The sequence below is a fragment of the Enterobacter sp. Y17 genome, from assembly GCF_019730495.1.
GTDB classification, from domain to species: domain Bacteria; phylum Pseudomonadota; class Gammaproteobacteria; order Enterobacterales; family Enterobacteriaceae; genus Enterobacter; species Enterobacter asburiae_B.
Window position 1 is genome coordinate 66,321 of the sequence record NZ_JAASKP010000003.1, and the last position, 17,791, is coordinate 84,111.

Genomic DNA, 17,791 nt, shown 5'->3' on the forward strand with positions numbered 1-17,791 from the left:
CGCTACGCTTACCGGGCCTACAGAAAAGCGTTAACGCTCTAATCTCAATTGCTGTAAATTCCCGTCCAGCTGCAAATCCGTCTGTAGCGTTGCGATTTCCCGGCAGATAAACGCCATCTCTTTATGCTCCTCCAGCTTCTTGCGCCACTTTTCCGGCACTTCATCCAGACGGGCGTAAATCCCTTCCAGACTCTGAAAATCGGTCAGCAGCTGCGCGGCGCTCTTCGGCCCAATACCGGCGACACCCGGAACCTTAGAGCTGCTGATGCCTGCCAGCCCCCAGTAATCCGGCAGTTGCTCAGGCGAGACGCAGAACTCGCTGGCAATAAACGGCGCGTCCAGCCAGCGTTTTTGAAAATAGTCGCGAATGCGGATAGTCGGCGAGAGCAGCTGGCAGTAGCCTTTGTCAGTTGAAACGATAGTGGCCTGATGCCCGGCGCTTGCCACCTTTACGGCCAGAGTGGCCGCGAGATCGTCGGCTTCATTTCCCTGTGCACCCCAGCAGGGAACGCCCCGCTGTTCAAATGCAGCGCGCAGCATGGGCAATTCAGCGTGAAGATCGTCCGGCATCGGGGCGCGTCCGGCTTTGTAGTCGGGCAGACGCTGGTGACGCCAGCCCGTGTTGCGGGCTTCGTCATCAAATACCGCGACCGCGTGGGTGGGCTCACTGTGGCGGATAAGCTGCTCCAGCGCGTGCAGGCAGGTGTCTTTACAAGGCGTCCCCTGTACCGCATGGATACGGCGGATCAGGTTAAGAGCATCGACGATAAGTAAATGAACGGCCACAGATAATCTCCCTTCTATCTCATGCGTGAAGGGTAACACTGTCAGCAGCGTGAAACTATGAATGGTGGGGAAAACAGGAAGAAGCCTCGCAAAACGAGGCTTCCTGAGGGGCTTAATCGCAGGTTACGATCTTCATCGCCAGGCCGCCGCGAGAGGTTTCGCGGTATTTGGCGTTCATATCTTTACCGGTTTCGTACATGGTTTCGATAACCTTATCGAGACAAACGCGCGGCTCGCTGGTGCGGCGCAGCGCCATACGTGCCGCGTTCACCGCCTTCACGGAGGCAATCGCGTTACGTTCGATGCACGGTACCTGTACCTGTCCGGCAACCGGGTCACAGGTCAGCCCAAGGTTATGTTCCATGCCGATTTCCGCAGCAATGCACACCTGTGTCGGGCTTGCACCCAGCAGTTCGGCCAGACCCGCCGCCGCCATGGAGCACGCCACGCCGACTTCACCCTGACAGCCCACTTCCGCACCGGAAATAGACGCGTTCATCTTATACAGCGAACCAATCGCACTGGCGACCAGCAGGTAGCGCGCCAGCGAATTCGCGTTCACTTCACGGATAAACTTGTCGTAGTACGCCAGCACCGCCGGAACGATACCGCAGGCGCCGTTAGTCGGCGCGGTGACCACACGGCCCCCGGCAGCGTTCTCTTCGTTCACCGCTAGCGCGAACATGTTGATCCAGTCTACGACGGCCATCGGGTCTGTCGTCGTTTTGTCGGTGCTCACCAGCATACGGCGCAGCGCAGCAGCACGACGCGGCACGCGAAGCTTGCCCGGCAGAACGCCCTCGGTGGTGATCCCTCGCTCGATACCGCCGCGCATCACTTCCCAGACGTTAGTGAAGTGCTGTTCGAGCTCCTCTTTGCTGTGAAGCGCCAGCTCGTTTTTCATCATCAGACCGGAGAGGGAAAGGCCCGTCTCCTGGCAGTGACGCTGAAGATCCGCCGCCGTTTTGTACGGATACGGCACTTCTACAGAAGAGGTATTGGTTTGACCAAAGTGGTCTTCGTCGACGATAAAGCCGCCGCCGATAGAGTAATACGTCTGGCTGTATAGCGCTTTGTCGCCGGCCAGCGCGGTAATGCGCATGCCGTTTTCGTGCAGCGACAGGTTGTCCGCATGGAAATTCATGCAGTGGTCAACCGGGAATTCAACCTCATGCTCACCGTTCGCCAGCAGCAGGCGACCGTGGGTGTTCACATCCTGGATGAAGCCAGGGATCGCATCAATATCAACGGTGTCCGGCAGGTTTCCCGCCAGGCCCATGATAATGGCGATATCGGTATGGTGGCCTTTCCCGGTCAGGGAAAGCGAGCCGTATACATCGACAACCACGCGGGTAATGTCATGCAAGATGCCGCGTGCAATCAAGTCATCCGTGAACTGCTTACCGGCTTTCATTGGTCCGACGGTGTGAGAGCTGGAAGGACCAATACCGATTTTGAAGATATCGAATACGCTAATCATGATGCGTCCATTGCTTTCAGTCAGAGAGGGAGGAGTGCGCCGTCCGAAGACGGCGCGGGTGATAATCAGAACATGGTGTACAGGGAGTAGAAGATCGCAGAGATTGCGATAAGACCCATGATAACCACAAAGACGTTGCTCACATGACCGCTGTACTTGCGCATAGCAGGGACTTTCTGAATCGCGTACATCGGCATCAGGAACAGAATCATCGCGATGACCGGGCCGCCCAGGGTTTCAATCATGCCCAGGATGCTTGGGTTCAGCGTTGCTACCGCCCAGGTGGTGAGCAGCATGAACAGCGCAGTGATTTTGTTCAGCTTGTTGATTTCAATGCTCTTGCCTTTACCGCGCAGAGATTTAATCACCATACCGTTGAAGCCTTCACGCGCGCCGAGGTAGTGGCCCAGGAAGGATTTGGTGATGGCGATAATCGCGATGATTGGTGCCATCCACGCAATGACCGGTGCGTTAAAGTGGTTCGCCAGGTAAGACAGAATAGAGATGTTCTGCTCTTTCGCTGCCGCCAGATCCACCGGGGAAAGGCTCAGTACGCAGCTGAAGACGAAGAACATTACGGTCAGTACCATCATGATGTGAGCGCGCGCCAGGATGCTGGAGCACTTCTTCTCTGCGCCATTACCGTACTCTTCACGTTTCGCCACAGCGAAAGAAGAGATGATTGGAGAGTGGTTGAAGGAGAACACCATCACCGGAATTGCCAGCCAGAGGGTCATCAGCAGGCCGTTACCGGTTGCCGATGCACTGCTCAGGGACAGGGTTTCCAGCGCTGCACCGTTCCACTGTGGGATCAGGTAGCAAGCCAGTACCATCAGAGCAATAACGAACGGGAAGACCAGTACGCTCATTGCTTTCACAATCATCTGCTCACCGAAGCGAACGATGGTCATCATGCCCACGATCAGGATCAGCGACAGAATCGCACGCGGCGGCGGCGTCATGTGCAGCTGGTGCATCATGAAGCTTTCAACGGTGTTGGTGATCGCCACGCTGTAGACCAGCAGGATAGGGTAAATCGCGAAGAAGTAGAGCAGGGTAATCAGTTTACCTGCGCCAACGCCGAAATGCTCTTCAACAACTTCAGTGATGTCCTCGCCCGGGTTTTTACCGGACAGCACGAAGCGGGTCAGACCGCGGTGTGCGAAGAAGGTCATCGGGAAAGCAATGATAGCCATGATGATCAGCGGGATCAGACCGCCGACGCCTGCGTTGATAGGAAGGAACAGTACACCAGCGCCGATTGCTGTGCCGTAAAGGCCAAGCATCCACATGGTATCCGTTTTGCGCCAACCACTTCGGGATTCAATCGAAGCAACGGTGCTGGTTTGAGTGGTTTCCATCTGTATCTCCTGGAGGAAGCAAATTGTCAGGTTTTTAGTCAAATCCGATGAAAAAGTGCCTGACGGTAATATGAAATTCGTTCAGTGACGGTTTTTTAATAATTTTCGCCCGTAACTATTGGCGGGCGGAAAGATACATTCTAGTTATGAATCTATCAGTGATCCTGATCCCAAATGCAATAATCCACTTATGATGTGGGCATCTTTAGACCATTTATCTGTTAAAAAAACGTCAAAGAGAATTTACGGGCGCGAAGGCTACCACCAACGACATGTGAGCTGAAAGACTGGCCCGTGATATAGGTGTCTTTAGCTGTAAAGAAATGGGTTTTTAGTATTTTCTGGCAGGTAATTTGGATTAAGGCTGATAATTTACGGTTGAAAAAACAAGGTAATCGTTTGCGTTTGCGCATAGTTTGTAAAAGACATAAGTGATGCGTATGAATTACCTCGTAATAAAAAAAGCCGGGACGCGCAACAGGGCGACCCGGCTTTGATGAGATGCTGTTGAGCGTTATGTGCAGATTTCGTAGCAAGGAATATAGGCTGAGCCCGGCAGCTTCATGCGGTGCTGAGCGACAAAGCCCTGCAGCATGTCGTCCATGCGACGCATCATCTCCGGGTCGCCGTGGATCTTGTACGGACCGTACTGTTCAATAGCGCGGATGCCCATCTCTTTGACGTTGCCCGCCACAATCCCGGAGAAGGCACGACGCAGATCGGCAGCCAGGACTTCCACCGGCTGGTCCGGATAGAGTTTCAGGTTCGCCATATTTTCGTGCGTTGGCTCGAACGGGATCTGCAGATCCGGCGCGATACGGATTGACCAGTTAAAGCTGTACGCATCGCCGGTATCGCGACGGTTTTCTTTTACCAACGGCATCGCTTTTTTCATCTGGCGCGCCACTTCCGCGGCATCGTCAATGATGATGCGATAGTGACGACGCGCGGCTTCGCCCAGCGTGTGCACGATAAACTCGTCCAGCACGCGGAAGTAGTCGGCGCTCTCTTTTGGACCGGTCAGGATCAGCGGCAGAACCTGATCTTTGTTGGCCGGATTCATCAGAATACCCAGCAGATAGAGCAGCTCTTCCGCTGTCCCCACGCCGCCCGGGAAGATGATAATGCCGTGGGCGATACGGACAAACGCTTCAAGACGTTTCTCGATATCCGGCATGATAATCAGCTCGTTAACCAGCGGGTTAGGCGGCTCAGCGGCAATGATCGACGGCTCGGTCATGCCGATAAACCGTCCCTCTTTGTAACGCTGTTGCGCGTGTCCCACTGCGGCACCTTTCATTGGCGCTTCCATCGCACCCGGACCGCAGCCGGTACAGATATTCAGCTCGCGCAGGCCGAGCTGGGTGCCCACCCGACGCGCATAAAGGTATTCGGTTTCGTTAATGGAGTGACCGCCCCAGCAGACGACCATGTTCGGCGCTTCGCCAACGTGCAGGGCACGGGCGTTACGCAAAATGGAGAACACCAGGTTGGTGATATGGACCGAGCTTTCCAGGTCGAGATGCTGGAAACGGCCTGCGTTGTGGATCTGCCCGTTAACAAACAGGATGTCACGCAGCACGGCAAACAGGTTAGCCTGAAGTGAACGAATGATACGGCCGTCGACAAAGGCCTCTTCCGGCGGGTTGATGACTTCAAGCTTCACGCCACGCTCGCGGCGCAGCACGTTGATATCAAAGCTTTCGAAGCGGGACAGCAGTTCTTTACTGTTATCTGTCAGGCTTCCGGAGTTCAGTACGGCAAGTGAACAGTTACGAAACAGTTGATAAAGATCGCTGCTGGCCGTGCGCTTAAGCATGTCCACTTCCAGCTGCGACAACATATCCATTGAGCCAAGCGGGCTAATATGTGTAATCAAGTGAGCTCCTTACGGGACGATTATCGTCTTTCCCTGTTGATTACAATAGCCCTGGCGCGTGACGTTTCACAACCTAAAGCGCGGAAGATACCGCGCATATTGTGAAAATATTTATATTACTGACGCACCAGCCGCCCCGTTGCTGGCACAAAATCGGTGTTGGTGCGCCACGGGTTGATGTCCAGACCGCCGCGGCGGGTGTAGCGCGCGTAAACGCTCAGTTTTTCTGGCTGGCAGAAACGCTGAATATCGCTAAAGATACGCTCCACGCACTGCTCGTGAAATTCGTTGTGATGGCGGAACGACACCAGGTAGCGCAGCAACTTTTCCCGGTCAATTTTCGGGCCTCGGTACTGGATCTGCACCGAACCCCAGTCCGGCTGGTGGGTGATCAGGCAGTTGGATTTCAGCAGGTGGCTGACCAGCGTCTCTTCGACCACCTTTCCGCTCGCCGCGTTTTCGAGGTAATCGGCGCTGAATTCATAATTCTCCACCTCGATATCCTGATCGTCGATGCAGGTCCCGTTGAAGTGGGCGACCGGCTGCCCTTCCAGTTCGTGCAGGCGATACAGTGAAACGCTCACCTTTCCCTGCGCGCAGGCGCTTAAATCACGTTCCAGGGTGTGCTGAACGTCGTCCCAGCTGCTGAATTTTGTCTGGTTAAAACTGTTGAGATAGAGCTTAAAGCTTTTGGATTCCACGAGATTAACGCTGGCGTAATCCAGCTCAACGTGGCCCACCGCCACCTGCGGCAGACCGCGCGCGTTAAGCCACGAGAGTTCGTACAGCGTCCAGATGTCACCGCCGACAAACGGCAAGGCATCCGCATGCAGGCCCAGAGGATCGCGGTTCAGGCTGCGCGGCACGCCCTGCAGCAGGCTTGCATCGTAGGTATCGCGGTAATCGGTCGATTTCCCCAGCGTTAAGCCGGTTAACGCCTGATGATTTTCGTAAGACATGTTTCATAGCCACTTTACAGGTACACTTATGGCCTGAGTTTATCCTGTCTGACAAGAAGAGAGAAATCGGTGGACATCGAAACTGCAAATGCCCTCACTGCCTTCACGACCCGCTATTGCGACGCATGGCATGAAAAGGACCAGACATGGCCGCAAAGTGCTGATTTGTATGGCGTACCTTCGCCGTGCATTATCTCTTCAGTCGACGATTACGTTATCTGGCAGCCAAAACCTTTCGACGGCGAGCAAAATGTAAATGCGGTTGAGCGGGCAATGGACATTGTGGTACAACCAGCAGTTCATGCGTTTTATACCACGCAGTTCGCAGGGGATATGCCTGCGCGCTTTGCTGATATCACGCTGACGCTGTTGCAGACCTGGAGCGAAGACGATCTGCAGCGTGTTCAGGAAAACCTGATTGGTCATCTGGTCACGCAAAAACGCCTGAAGCTATCTCCGACGCTCTTTATTGCCACCCTGGACAGCGAACTGGACGTTATCTCCGTCTGTAACCTGTCAGGTGAAGTGGTTAAAGAGACTATCGGCACCCGCAATCGCGAGACTCTCGCCCCCTCTCTTGCAGATTTCCTTACCCGACTTGAGCCATTTCTGTAATCCATGATGCTATAGCTCGTGTGAGAGATCTCTTACAACGTTTGTGAGAGATCGCTGAAGATTCAGTATTACCTCATTTAATTCAGATTAATATCGCTCTGTTTTTCAATGAATTACCTGTTCATCGTATTGTTTTTAGGGATTTCTTACGGCTTACAACCCAGAAAGGGTGGGTTGTAAGACGAAGCGGAATAGCGGATTCTATTTCTGTCGACAGGACGCCGACACGAGAAACGAACATCAGGATGATGGCGTTTCTCACACAGGACTCGTCAGGATGGCGCTTCAGGAAGGCTTCAGGATGAAGCGAAGTGGATAACGCAGGATGCGTAAGGGACACCTCCAGGAAGGAGAACGAGAGCCGGTCAGGATGGTCGGTGGGTCAGGAAGGCCAGGACGTTTCAGGATGAGACAAACACGTCAGGAAGATGTGTGCAGGATGCATCGGCTTACGGATGACCAGGCCTTCGGGCGTCAGGAAAAGTTGTCACGGATGAGCAGGGAGCACGAATTGTAGCTGGAATGCTGCGAAACGAACCGGGAGCACTGTTTTTACAGTGCTCCCTTTTTTTATTTCTGCCTTCCGCAATGCTATGCTGCGCGCCGTTCACTTTTTCAGTTGAGGTTACTATGACGCAACACGATAGCGTTCGTGCTCAGTTGCACGCCATCGAAGCCCTTTTGCGCCAACATCAGCTGTGGCAGGAGACCGCGCCGCAGCCAGAAGCGTTCGCGAGCACTCAGCCCTTCTGCCTGGATACGCTGGCCCCGTTTGAATGGCTGCAGTGGGTGTTAATTCCGCGCATGCACGCCCTGATTGAGGGCGGTCACCCGCTTCCGCAGGCGTTTGCGGTCTCTCCCTACTATGAAATGGCGCTCGAGGCGACGCACCCTGCGCGCGACGTGATGCTGGTCGAACTGGAAAAACTGGATGCCCTGTTTGCCGGTGAAGATGCATGACGCTTGAGATCCTCTATCAGGACGAGTGGCTGGTGGCGGTGAATAAACCGTCAGGCTGGCTGGTACACCGCAGCTGGCTCGATCGCGATGAGAAAGTGGTGGTGATGCAGACCGTTCGCGACCAGATTGGTCAGCATGTTTTTACCGCCCATCGTCTCGACAGGCCGACTTCCGGCGTGCTGCTGATGGGGCTTTCCAGCGAGGCGGGGCGTCTGCTGTCACAGCAGTTTGAACAGCATCAGATGCAAAAGCGCTACCACGCGATCGTGCGCGGCTGGCTGACGGAAGCCGCCACGCTGGACTATCCGCTGGTGGAGGAGCTGGACAAGATCGCCGATAAATTTGCCCGCGATGACAAAGGTCCGCAGCCCGCAGTAACGGATTATCGCGGCATGGCGACGACCGAAATGCCGGTTGCAACCAGCAAATTCCCGACCACACGCTACAGCCTGGTTGAGCTTTTGCCTAAAACCGGGCGTAAGCACCAGCTGCGACGCCATCTTGCGCACCTGCGCCACCCGATTATTGGTGACAGCAAACACGGTGATTTGCGCCAGAACCGCAGTGCGGCCGAACACTTTGGCTGCCATCGTCTGATGCTGCACGCCAGCGAGCTGAGCCTGACGCACCCGTTTACCGGCGAGCCGCTGACTATCCGTGCTGGGCTGGACGACGTCTGGATGCAGGCGCTGTCACAGTTTGGCTGGCTGGGACAACTCCCCGAAAATGAAAGGGTTGAGTTTGTATCGGGCAACGTTCAGGATGAACGGTAAACGCATTCATTATGGGAAAATATCATGGCTGAAGTAGGCATTTTTGTCGGCACAATGTACGGCAACTCGCTGCTGGTAGCGGAAGAGGCTGAAGCAATACTCGCCAGCCAGGGCCATAAAGCCACGGTCTATGAAGACCCGGAACTGGCAGACTGGGAAAAGTATAAAGATAAGTACATTCTGGTGGTGACCTCCACCACCGGGCAGGGCGATCTGCCGGACAGCATCGTGCCGCTGTTTCAGGGCATTAAAGACCAGCTTGGCTATCAGCCAGACGTGCACTACGGCATCATTGCCCTGGGCGACAGCTCTTACGCCAACTTCTGCGGCGGCGGCAAGCAGTTCGATGCGCTCCTTCAGGAGCAGAGCGCCCAGCGCGTCGGCGAGATGCTGCTGATTGATGCCGGTGAGCATCCTGAACCCGAAAGCGAATCGAACCCGTGGGTGGAGAACTGGGCCTCCCTTCTCAAATAACACTCTGCCCGGCGGCGCTTCGCTTGCGCGGGCCTGCGGGTTTTTCAGGCCGGGTAAGGCATAGCCGCCACCCGGCGATACACCCCGCACCAAACGCCAATTCCGTGAACCACCTTCCATTCCCCTGGGCTTATGCCATAAACAACCTCTCATACACCCTTTAATACTGTGTTTCTGCACGGTGAGGTGATGAGGCACTCCTTCATATACTTTTCCGGTCACTATAAAACGGCGTCAGGCCGTACCAAAACGACAAAACACCAATCTCATTCTGATTACCCTACCGGTGCTGTACAGAATGAACCAGGCGAAAGCTATGTTTCAGGAGTGCAACAATGAGTACATTAAGCCACGCAGCGAGCAGCGCTGAAAAGCGCACTAATGCCCGCTACTGGATAGTGGTGATGCTGTTTATCGTCACATCCTTTAACTATGGTGACCGCGCCACGCTGTCGATTGCCGGTTCGGAAATGGCAAAAGATATCGGCCTTGATCCGGTGGGCATGGGTTACGTTTTCTCCGCATTCTCATGGGCCTACGTCATCGGGCAAATTCCTGGCGGCTGGCTGCTGGACCGTTTTGGATCTAAACGCGTCTATTTCTGGTCCATCTTTATCTGGTCAATGTTTACCCTGTTGCAGGGTTTCGTCGATATCTTCAGCGGCTTCGGCATTATCGTGGCGCTCTTCACGCTGCGCTTCCTGGTAGGCTTAGCGGAAGCACCTTCCTTCCCGGGGAACAGCCGTATTGTCGCTGCCTGGTTCCCGGCGCAGGAGAGGGGAACGGCGGTGGCGATTTTCAACTCCGCACAGTACTTCGCGACGGTGATCTTCGCGCCAATCATGGGCTGGCTGACGCATGAGGTGGGCTGGTCGCACGTCTTCTTCTTCATGGGCGGGCTTGGGATCGTCATCAGCTTCGTCTGGCTGAAAGTGATCCACGAACCCAACCAGCATCCTGGCGTGAACAAAAAAGAGCTGGAGTACATCGCGGAAGGCGGCGCGCTGATCAATATGGATCAGAAATCGGCAAAAGCAAAAGTCCCGTTCAGCCAGAAATGGGCGCAGATCAAGCAGCTCGTCGGCTCGCGCATGATGATCGGCATCTATCTGGGCCAGTACTGTATTAACGCCTTAACCTACTTCTTCATCACCTGGTTCCCGGTATACCTGGTGCAGGCACGCGGCATGTCGATTCTGAAAGCGGGATTTGTCGCGTCGGTCCCGGCAATTTGCGGCTTCGTCGGCGGCGTGCTCGGCGGAGTGATTTCCGACTGGCTGATGCGCCGTACCGGCTCGCTGAACATCGCGCGTAAAACCCCGATTGTGCTCGGCATGCTGCTCTCCATGACCATGGTGTTCTGTAACTACGTCAACGCCGAATGGATGATTATCGGCTTTATGGCGATGGCCTTCTTCGGCAAAGGCATTGGCGCGCTGGGCTGGGCGGTGATGGCGGATACGGCACCGAAAGAGATCAGCGGCCTGAGCGGCGGCCTGTTCAACATGTTCGGCAACATCTCCGGGATTGTTACGCCCATCGCTATCGGCTACATCGTCGGCACCACCGGCTCTTTCAACGGTGCGCTAATCTACGTAGGTGTGCATGCGCTGGTGGCGGTGCTGAGTTACCTGGTGCTGGTTGGGGATATCAAACGCGTCGAACTTAAACCTGTTGCGGAGCGTGGATAATGACAACGCAATCGAGCCCAACCGTCACGGAGATGAAGGTCATCCCGGTGGCCGGGCAGGACAGCATGCTGCTCAATATCGGCGGGGCGCATAGCGCCTGGTTTACCCGTAATATCGTCGTGCTGAAAGACAGCGCAGGGCATACCGGCGTGGGCGAGGCCCCGGGTGGGGAGGTGATCTACCAGACGCTGGTCGATGCCATTCCGCAGGTGGTGGGCCAGGAGGTCGCCCGTCTGAACAAGGTGGTTCAGCGGGTGCATAAGGGCAATCAGTCGGCAGACTTTGATACGTTCGGTAAAGGTGCCTGGACGTTTGAACTGCGGGTCAACGCGGTCGCCGCGCTGGAGGCCGCTCTGCTCGACTTGCTGGGTAAGGCGCTCAATGTTCCGGTTTGCGAGCTGCTGGGGCCCGGCAAACAGCGTGATGCGGTCACCGTGCTGGGCTATCTGTTCTACGTGGGCGATCGCAATAAGACCGATCTCCCGTATCTGGCCCGATCCACGGGCGATCACGACTGGTATCGCCTGCGCCACCAGGAAGCGCTCTCCAGCGACGCGGTGGTGCGGCTGGCCGAGGCTGCGCAGGATCGCTACGGCTTTAAGGATTTCAAACTGAAGGGCGGCGTGCTGCCCGGCGAGCAGGAGATTGATACGGCCCGGGCGCTGAAAAAACGCTTTGCTGATGCGCGGATCACCGTCGATCCCAACGGCGCCTGGCTGCTGGAGGAAGCGATTAGCCTGTGCAAAGGGCTGGGGGATGTCCTGACCTATGCGGAAGATCCCTGTGGCGCGGAGCAGGGCTTCTCGGGCCGTGAAGTCATGGCCGAGTTTCGTCGCGCCACCGGGCTGCCTGTCGCGACCAATATGATCGCCACCAACTGGCGTGAAATGGGTCATGCAGTGATGCTGAACGCCGTCGACATTCCGCTGGCGGACCCTCACTTCTGGACGCTTTCAGGTGCAGTGCGCGTGGCGCAGCTGTGCGATGACTGGGGGCTGACCTGGGGCTGTCACTCTAACAACCACTTTGATATTTCGCTGGCGATGTTTACCCACGTTGGCGCGGCGGCGCCGGGTAACCCGACCGCCATCGATACCCACTGGATTTGGCAGGAAGGGGAAGCCCGCCTGACGAAAAATCCGCTGGAAATCATCAATGGCAAGATTGCCGTACCGGATGCGCCGGGGCTGGGCGTGGAGATTGACTGGGATCAGATCCATAAAGCCCATGAAGCGTATAAAAAGCTACCGGGCGGCGCGCGTAACGACGCGGGCCCGATGCAGTACCTGATCCCCGGCTGGACATTTGACCGTAAGCGCCCTGTTTTTGGACGTCACTGATAAAAGGATTACACGATGAGTACTTTTACGACCCCTGTCGTCACTTCCATGCAAATCATTCCGGTTGCGGGCCATGACAGCATGCTGATGAACCTGAGCGGCGCGCATGCGCCATTCTTTACCCGCAATATTGTCATTATCAAAGACAATTCCGGGCATACGGGCGTGGGCGAAATTCCGGGCGGGGAGAAGATCCGCCAGACGCTGGAAGATGCCATTCCGCTGGTGGTGGGCAAAGCGCTGGGTGAGTATAAAAATGTCCTCAACACCGTGCGCAATACCTTTGCCGATCGCGATGCCGGAGGGCGTGGCCTGCAGACCTTCGACCTGCGCACCACCATTCACGTGGTGACCGGGATTGAATCCGCGATGCTGGATCTGCTGGGTCAGCATCTGGGCGTTAACGTTGCGTCGCTGTTGGGCGAGGGGCAGCAGCGCAGCGAAGTGGAAATGCTGGGCTATCTGTTCTTTGTCGGCGACCGCAGGCTGACGCCATTGCCTTATCAGAGCCAGCCGGATGAACAATGCGACTGGTACCGACTTCGCCACGACGAGGCGATGACCCCGGATGCGGTGGTGCGCCTGGCGGAAGCCGCGTACGAAAAATATGGCTTTAATGATTTCAAACTGAAGGGCGGCGTGCTTGCCGGTGAGGAAGAGGCGGAAGCCGTTACCGCGCTGGCAAAACGTTTCCCGCAGGCGCGCGTGACGCTGGATCCGAACGGCGCGTGGTCGCTTGATGAAGCGATCAAAATTGGCAAACAGCTGAAAGGCGTGCTGGCGTATGCGGAAGATCCGTGTGGGGCTGAACAGGGCTTCTCGGGCCGTGAAGTTATGGCGGAATTCCGTCGCGCCACGGGGCTGCCGACCGCGACCAATATGATTGCCACCGACTGGCGTCAGATGGGACACACCCTGTCATTGCAGTCCGTCGATATTCCGCTGGCGGACCCGCACTTCTGGACGATGCAGGGGTCGGTGCGCGTGGCGCAAATGTGTCACGAGTTTGGCCTGACCTGGGGCTCGCACTCCAACAACCACTTCGACGTGTCGCTGGCGATGTTCACGCACGTTGCCGCCGCCGCGCCGGGCACGATTACCGCTATCGACACGCACTGGATCTGGCAGGAGGGTAATCAGCGTCTGACTAAGCAGCCGTTTGAGATCAAAGGTGGCATGGTGCAGGTGCCTTCCACGCCGGGGTTGGGGGTTGAACTGGATATGGACCAGGTCATGAAAGCCCATGAGCTGTATCAAAAACACGGTCTGGGCGCGCGTGACGATGCGATGGCGATGCAGTATCTGATCCCCGACTGGACATTCGACAATAAACGCCCGTGCATGGTACGATAAACGCATTGGGACCGATCCCACAAGCGGTCTTTTACGTGGTGTATGCTTAACGTAACGACTATGCGTAAGGATGGCTTATGAAAATTGTTATCGCACCGGACTCGTATAAGGAAAGTTTGAGTGCGCTTGAGGTTGCGACAGCGATAGAACGTGGTTTTCGCGAGATCTTTCCCGAGGCGGTTTACGTCAAACTGCCGGTTGCGGACGGTGGCGAAGGGACGGTTGAGGCGATGATCGCGGCAACGCAGGGACGCATTGTGCATGTTCCGGTGACCGGCCCGCTGGGTCAGCGCGTGGAAGGGTTTTATGGCTTATCCGGTGACGAGCAAAGTGCCTTTATTGAAATGGCGGCGGCAAGCGGCCTGGAGCTGGTCGTCCCTTCGCAGCGTAATCCCCTGAAAACCACCTCATGGGGCACGGGCGAACTTATTCGTCACGCGCTGGATGCGGGCGTTAAGCATATCATCATCGGCATTGGCGGCAGCGCCACCAATGACGGCGGAGCAGGTATGGTGCAGGCGTTGGGGGCAAAGCTGCTGGACGACAGCGGGCAGCCCCTTGGGCAGGGCGGGGGCGAGCTGGGAAAACTCGCGCGTATCGACCTGAGCGGGTTGGACAGACGTCTGGCGGAGTGCCGGATAGAGGTCGCCTGTGATGTGACGAATCCGCTCACCGGTAAGGATGGCGCGTCAGCCGTATTTGGCCCGCAAAAGGGGGCCACGCCTGAGATGATCGTCACCCTGGACAACGCGCTGGCGCAGTATGCGAGAGTCATCGCCCGGGATCTGGATATCGATGTGCTAAACCTGGCTGGCGGCGGCGCGGCGGGTGGCATGGGGGCCGCGCTGTACGCCTTTTGCGGCGCGGAGCTGCGCCAGGGCATTGAGATCGTGACCGATGCGCTACACCTGGCCGACCAGGTGGCCGATGCGGATCTGGTGATCACGGGAGAAGGCCGCATCGACAGCCAGACGATCCACGGCAAAGTTCCGGTGGGCGTTGCGAAAGTGGCGAAACGCTTTAACAAACCCGTCATCGGCATTGCAGGCAGCCTGACGTCGGACGTTGGCGTGGTACACGATCACGGCATTGATGCGGTGTTTAGCGTGATTTACACCATCTGCTCGCTGGAAGATGCGCTGGAAAATGCCAGCGAGAACGTCAGGATGGCCGCCAGGAATATCGCGGCGGTGCTGAAAGTGGGGCAGGGAATGTAGTTCTCCCTCTCCCTGTGGTAGAGGATCGGGGTGAGGGCATCAGGCCGCACCCGCAATCGTAGGCCCGGTAAGCGTAGCGCCACCGGGCTTTTATCTCAGCTTCCCAGCAACTTCGTCGCTTCGCGCGTTACGTTATCCATCTCATCCAGCAGCTCCAGAAACTCCGGTTCAAGCTCCGATTCCGGCGTGCCGGCACGCAGCTGCTGCTCCAGCAGCTGGCAAAGATTTTTCAGCCGCGGCACGCCGCTGTACCCGCAGCTGCCGTGCAGCTTGTGGATCGCTTCCAGCAGCGCTTCCGGATTTTCACCCACCAGCTGCTCTTCTACCTTATTGCGAATTTCCGGCAGAAACGCGACCAGCATTTGCAGCATTTCGCGGGCTAAATCGGGTTTACCTGCCGCCTGGCGCAGCGCGAGCTGCCAGTCAAAGGTCGCGTTCTGGTTGACGCTGATTTCAACCGGCTCGCTGGAAACCGTGTACGTCCCGCTAATGTGACCCGGCTTATAGCGTAACAGCAGGTTATGAAGTTTCTCTTCATCGATGGGCTTCGCCAGATAGTCATTCATTCCGGCGCTCAGCAGCTTCTCTTTCTGACCGGCCATCGCGTGCGCGGTGACCGCAATGACCGGGGTTTGCTGCTGGTGCGGCAGTTGGTGGATCAGCTCGCAGGCCCGAATGCCATCCATGCCCGGCATCTGAATATCCATCAGGATTAAATCGAACTGCATCTGCTTCGCCTGTTCAACCGCCTGCGCGCCGCTGGTGCAGAGCTCAACGTGCTGAACCTGGTCCTCAAGCAATGCGCCAATCAGCTTCAGGTTGGCCTGATTATCATCCACCGCCATCACGCTCATCGGCAATTTTTGCTCGTCGTTAATCAGCGGGAGAGCATGCTGGCTAAGACGGCAATACTCTGTGAGCGCGGGCAGGAGGCGGGTCGAGGTGAGCGGCTTCAGCAGACATGCGGCGGCTCCGTCGTTTTTCAACTCCTCCGCATTTATCTGGGCGTGGCAGGGTAGCGCCAGCAGCAGATAGTCGGTCATTGACGCGGCTTTCGCCAGCCGCTCCTGCTGCATGGTCAGTTCGCCGGTGAAGGTGACCGGGATCCCCATCAGCAGAATATCGTAATGCTCAACGGCAAGCGCTGAGAAGGTTGGGCTGTAAACCACCTCCAGCGGCGTGGTGCTTAAAATATCGAGCGCACACTGCGCTGCCGCCGCGTTAGGTTCGACGTAGGCCAGGCGCTTGCCTTTCAGGCAGTCCGTCACCGGGCCATCGGTCAAAACGTTCGGGTTGAGGTCCAGATTAATATGGAACCAGAAGGTTGAACCGCGATTCGGCTGGCTGTGGAAAGAGATATCGCCGCCCATCTCGTTCACCAGGCGCTGCGTGATCACCAGCCCCAGGCCGGTACCGCCATGACGGCGGGAGATACTGGCGTCCGCCTGACGGAACGCCTGGAACAGACGCGACTGATCCCGCTCAGGAATACCGATGCCGGTATCGCGGATCTGGACTTCAATCTGCACTTTATTGCTGCTGATGGAGCGTTTTTCTACCAGGATGTCGATGTTACCGCTTTCGGTGAATTTAATCGCATTCCCGACAAGGTTGGTAATGACCTGCTGCAGGCGCAGCGGATCGCCAATGACGTTATCCGGCACGTCGTTTTTAATGTTGAGCGTCAGCTCAAGGCCCTTGTCGTGCGACGAGTGCGCGAGCAGCGTCACCACCTCATCGAGCGTACTGCGCAGCGGGAAGGGAATGCTTTCCAGGATCAGCTTGCCCGCTTCCAGCTTGGAGAAGTCCAGCACGTCGTTGATGATCGCCAGCAGGTTGTTGGCCGAGCGTTCAATGGTGTGCAGGTGATCGCGCTGAGTCGGGTTGAGCTCGCTTTTCAGCGTCAGGCGGGTAAAGCCGATCACGCCATTGAGCGGCGTACGCAGCTCGTGCGACATATTGGCCAGGAATTCCGACTTAATACGTGCCGCTTCCTGGGCGCGCTTTTTCGCCAGATCCAGCTCAACGTTCTGGATCTCCATCTGCTCCAGCGTTTCGCGCAGGTCGGACGTGGCCTGGTCAACGTTGTGCTGCATCTCTTCGTGATACGCCGCCAGCGACATGGCCATTGAGTTGATGCCGTTCTTCAGCATGTCCAGCTCGCCCAGCATAAACCCTTCCACCCGGCTGTCGAGCTGTCCCCGGCGGATGCGGTCAACCGTATTAACCATGTTGCGGATGGGGCCCGTCACGTCGCGCATCAGGCGCCAGCCGAAGATCAGCGCAATGCCAATGCAGAACAGCATCATCACGCCAGAGATAAAAATTTCTTTGTACTGTTGTAGCCGGACCGACTTGAGATCCAGCTCCAGCGCCACGTATCCCAGCATATTGTTGCTGGATTTGGCGTCGGATTGCGCTGACTCATCGGGGGAATAGCTTTCCGACACGATCGGCGTGCGCAGGATCATGATATCGCCGCGCCGCAAGACGGTGAGGTGGCGCGGGAATGGTGTACCGTCCGGGATCTTCAGGGCTGCCGGATCGAGATGAAAATTCGAGGTGACAAACAGGCGGTTATGTTCGTCGTAAACGGAAATGGCGCGTACGATGTCCGAGTGACGGCGGTGGAGCACGCTGATTAACTGGCCAATGGATTCGCGGTTTTGCAGGTTCATGCCGTACTCGCTGGAAACGGCAAGCGGTTCGATAATGCTGGCGCCTGCATCCTCAAGCTGTCGCTGCAAATCGTTATAGCGGTGCACAACAAAGAAGATACTCAGCAGCAAACCGATGAGAACGGTGGGGGCGAGGATCAAAATCATCATGCGCGCGCGCAGGCTGTAGTTGGTCATGGCGTTCCGTTATGGGACAATTAAGATAATTATGTTTATGTGAGAAAA

Annotated in this window: 14 protein-coding genes; 8 read left to right on the forward strand and 6 right to left on the reverse strand. The window is 56.5% G+C overall.

Going from position 1 to position 17,791, the window contains the following annotated elements; translation table 11 throughout:
* Positions 1–30: 30 nt before the first annotated feature.
* The 5 genes from xni to queF all read right to left on the reverse strand — a co-directional run bounded on the left by xni (position 31) and on the right by queF (position 6,465).
* Positions 31–786, reverse strand: a complete 756-nt coding sequence (gene xni / locus HCH49_RS16505) for a flap endonuclease Xni (RefSeq protein ID WP_221703013.1) — start codon at positions 784–786, stop codon at positions 31–33.
* 112 nt (positions 787–898) lie between these two features.
* Positions 899–2,266 carry an L-serine ammonia-lyase gene (locus HCH49_RS16510; RefSeq protein ID WP_221703014.1) on the reverse strand — a complete coding sequence of 456 codons (1,368 nt, stop codon included), beginning with the start codon at positions 2,264–2,266 and terminating at the stop codon, positions 899–901.
* A 65-nt stretch (positions 2,267–2,331) separates the two neighbouring features.
* On the reverse strand, positions 2,332–3,627 hold the full coding sequence (locus HCH49_RS16515; protein ID WP_029741560.1) for an HAAAP family serine/threonine permease: 1,296 nt from the start codon (positions 3,625–3,627) through the stop codon (positions 2,332–2,334).
* A 514-nt stretch (positions 3,628–4,141) separates the two neighbouring features.
* A complete protein-coding gene (gene ppnN / locus HCH49_RS16520; RefSeq protein WP_023309027.1) occupies positions 4,142–5,506 on the reverse strand; it encodes a nucleotide 5'-monophosphate nucleosidase PpnN in 1,365 nt (454 codons plus the stop codon).
* 116 nt (positions 5,507–5,622) lie between these two features.
* A complete protein-coding gene (gene queF, locus HCH49_RS16525) occupies positions 5,623–6,465 on the reverse strand; it encodes an NADPH-dependent 7-cyano-7-deazaguanine reductase QueF (protein ID WP_039263341.1) in 843 nt (280 codons plus the stop codon).
* Between the two features lie 69 nt (positions 6,466–6,534).
* On the opposite strand from queF, the gene syd reads away from it, so the two are divergent.
* From syd to HCH49_RS16565, 8 genes are all read left to right on the forward strand, one after another.
* Positions 6,535–7,080, forward strand: a complete 546-nt coding sequence (gene syd, locus HCH49_RS16530) for a SecY-interacting protein (protein ID WP_167819059.1) — start codon at positions 6,535–6,537, stop codon at positions 7,078–7,080.
* Between the two features lie 630 nt (positions 7,081–7,710).
* Complete coding sequence (locus HCH49_RS16535) at positions 7,711–8,040, forward strand: YqcC family protein (protein ID WP_221703015.1); 330 nt, start codon at positions 7,711–7,713, stop codon at positions 8,038–8,040.
* The gene (gene truC, locus HCH49_RS16540) at positions 8,037–8,813 is read left to right on the forward strand and encodes a tRNA pseudouridine(65) synthase TruC (protein ID WP_023309023.1); all 777 of its coding nucleotides are present in this window, start codon (positions 8,037–8,039) and stop codon (positions 8,811–8,813) included. Before HCH49_RS16535 ends, truC begins: the two co-directional genes overlap by 4 nt.
* A 24-nt stretch (positions 8,814–8,837) precedes the next feature.
* Positions 8,838–9,287, forward strand: a complete 450-nt coding sequence (locus tag HCH49_RS16545; protein ID WP_023294459.1) for a flavodoxin — start codon at positions 8,838–8,840, stop codon at positions 9,285–9,287.
* A 335-nt stretch (positions 9,288–9,622) separates the two neighbouring features.
* A complete protein-coding gene (gudP, locus tag HCH49_RS16550) occupies positions 9,623–10,978 on the forward strand; it encodes a galactarate/glucarate/glycerate transporter GudP (protein WP_023309021.1) in 1,356 nt (451 codons plus the stop codon).
* Entirely contained in the window at positions 10,978–12,318 is a 1,341-nt protein-coding gene (locus HCH49_RS16555; protein ID WP_217071778.1) for an enolase C-terminal domain-like protein, read from the forward strand. The genes gudP and HCH49_RS16555 overlap by 1 nt, the downstream gene beginning before the upstream one ends.
* A gap of 15 nt (positions 12,319–12,333) precedes the next feature.
* Positions 12,334–13,671 (forward strand): glucarate dehydratase, encoded by a 1,338-nt coding sequence (gene gudD, locus HCH49_RS16560; RefSeq protein WP_221703016.1) that lies wholly within the window; start codon positions 12,334–12,336, stop codon positions 13,669–13,671.
* A gap of 77 nt (positions 13,672–13,748) precedes the next feature.
* A complete protein-coding gene (locus tag HCH49_RS16565) occupies positions 13,749–14,888 on the forward strand; it encodes a glycerate kinase (protein WP_221703017.1) in 1,140 nt (379 codons plus the stop codon).
* A 95-nt stretch (positions 14,889–14,983) separates the two neighbouring features.
* On the opposite strand, the gene barA is transcribed toward HCH49_RS16565, so the two are convergent.
* Positions 14,984–17,743, reverse strand: a complete 2,760-nt coding sequence (gene barA / locus HCH49_RS16570) for a two-component sensor histidine kinase BarA (RefSeq protein WP_069303255.1) — start codon at positions 17,741–17,743, stop codon at positions 14,984–14,986.
* Positions 17,744–17,791: the final 48 nt, after the last annotated feature.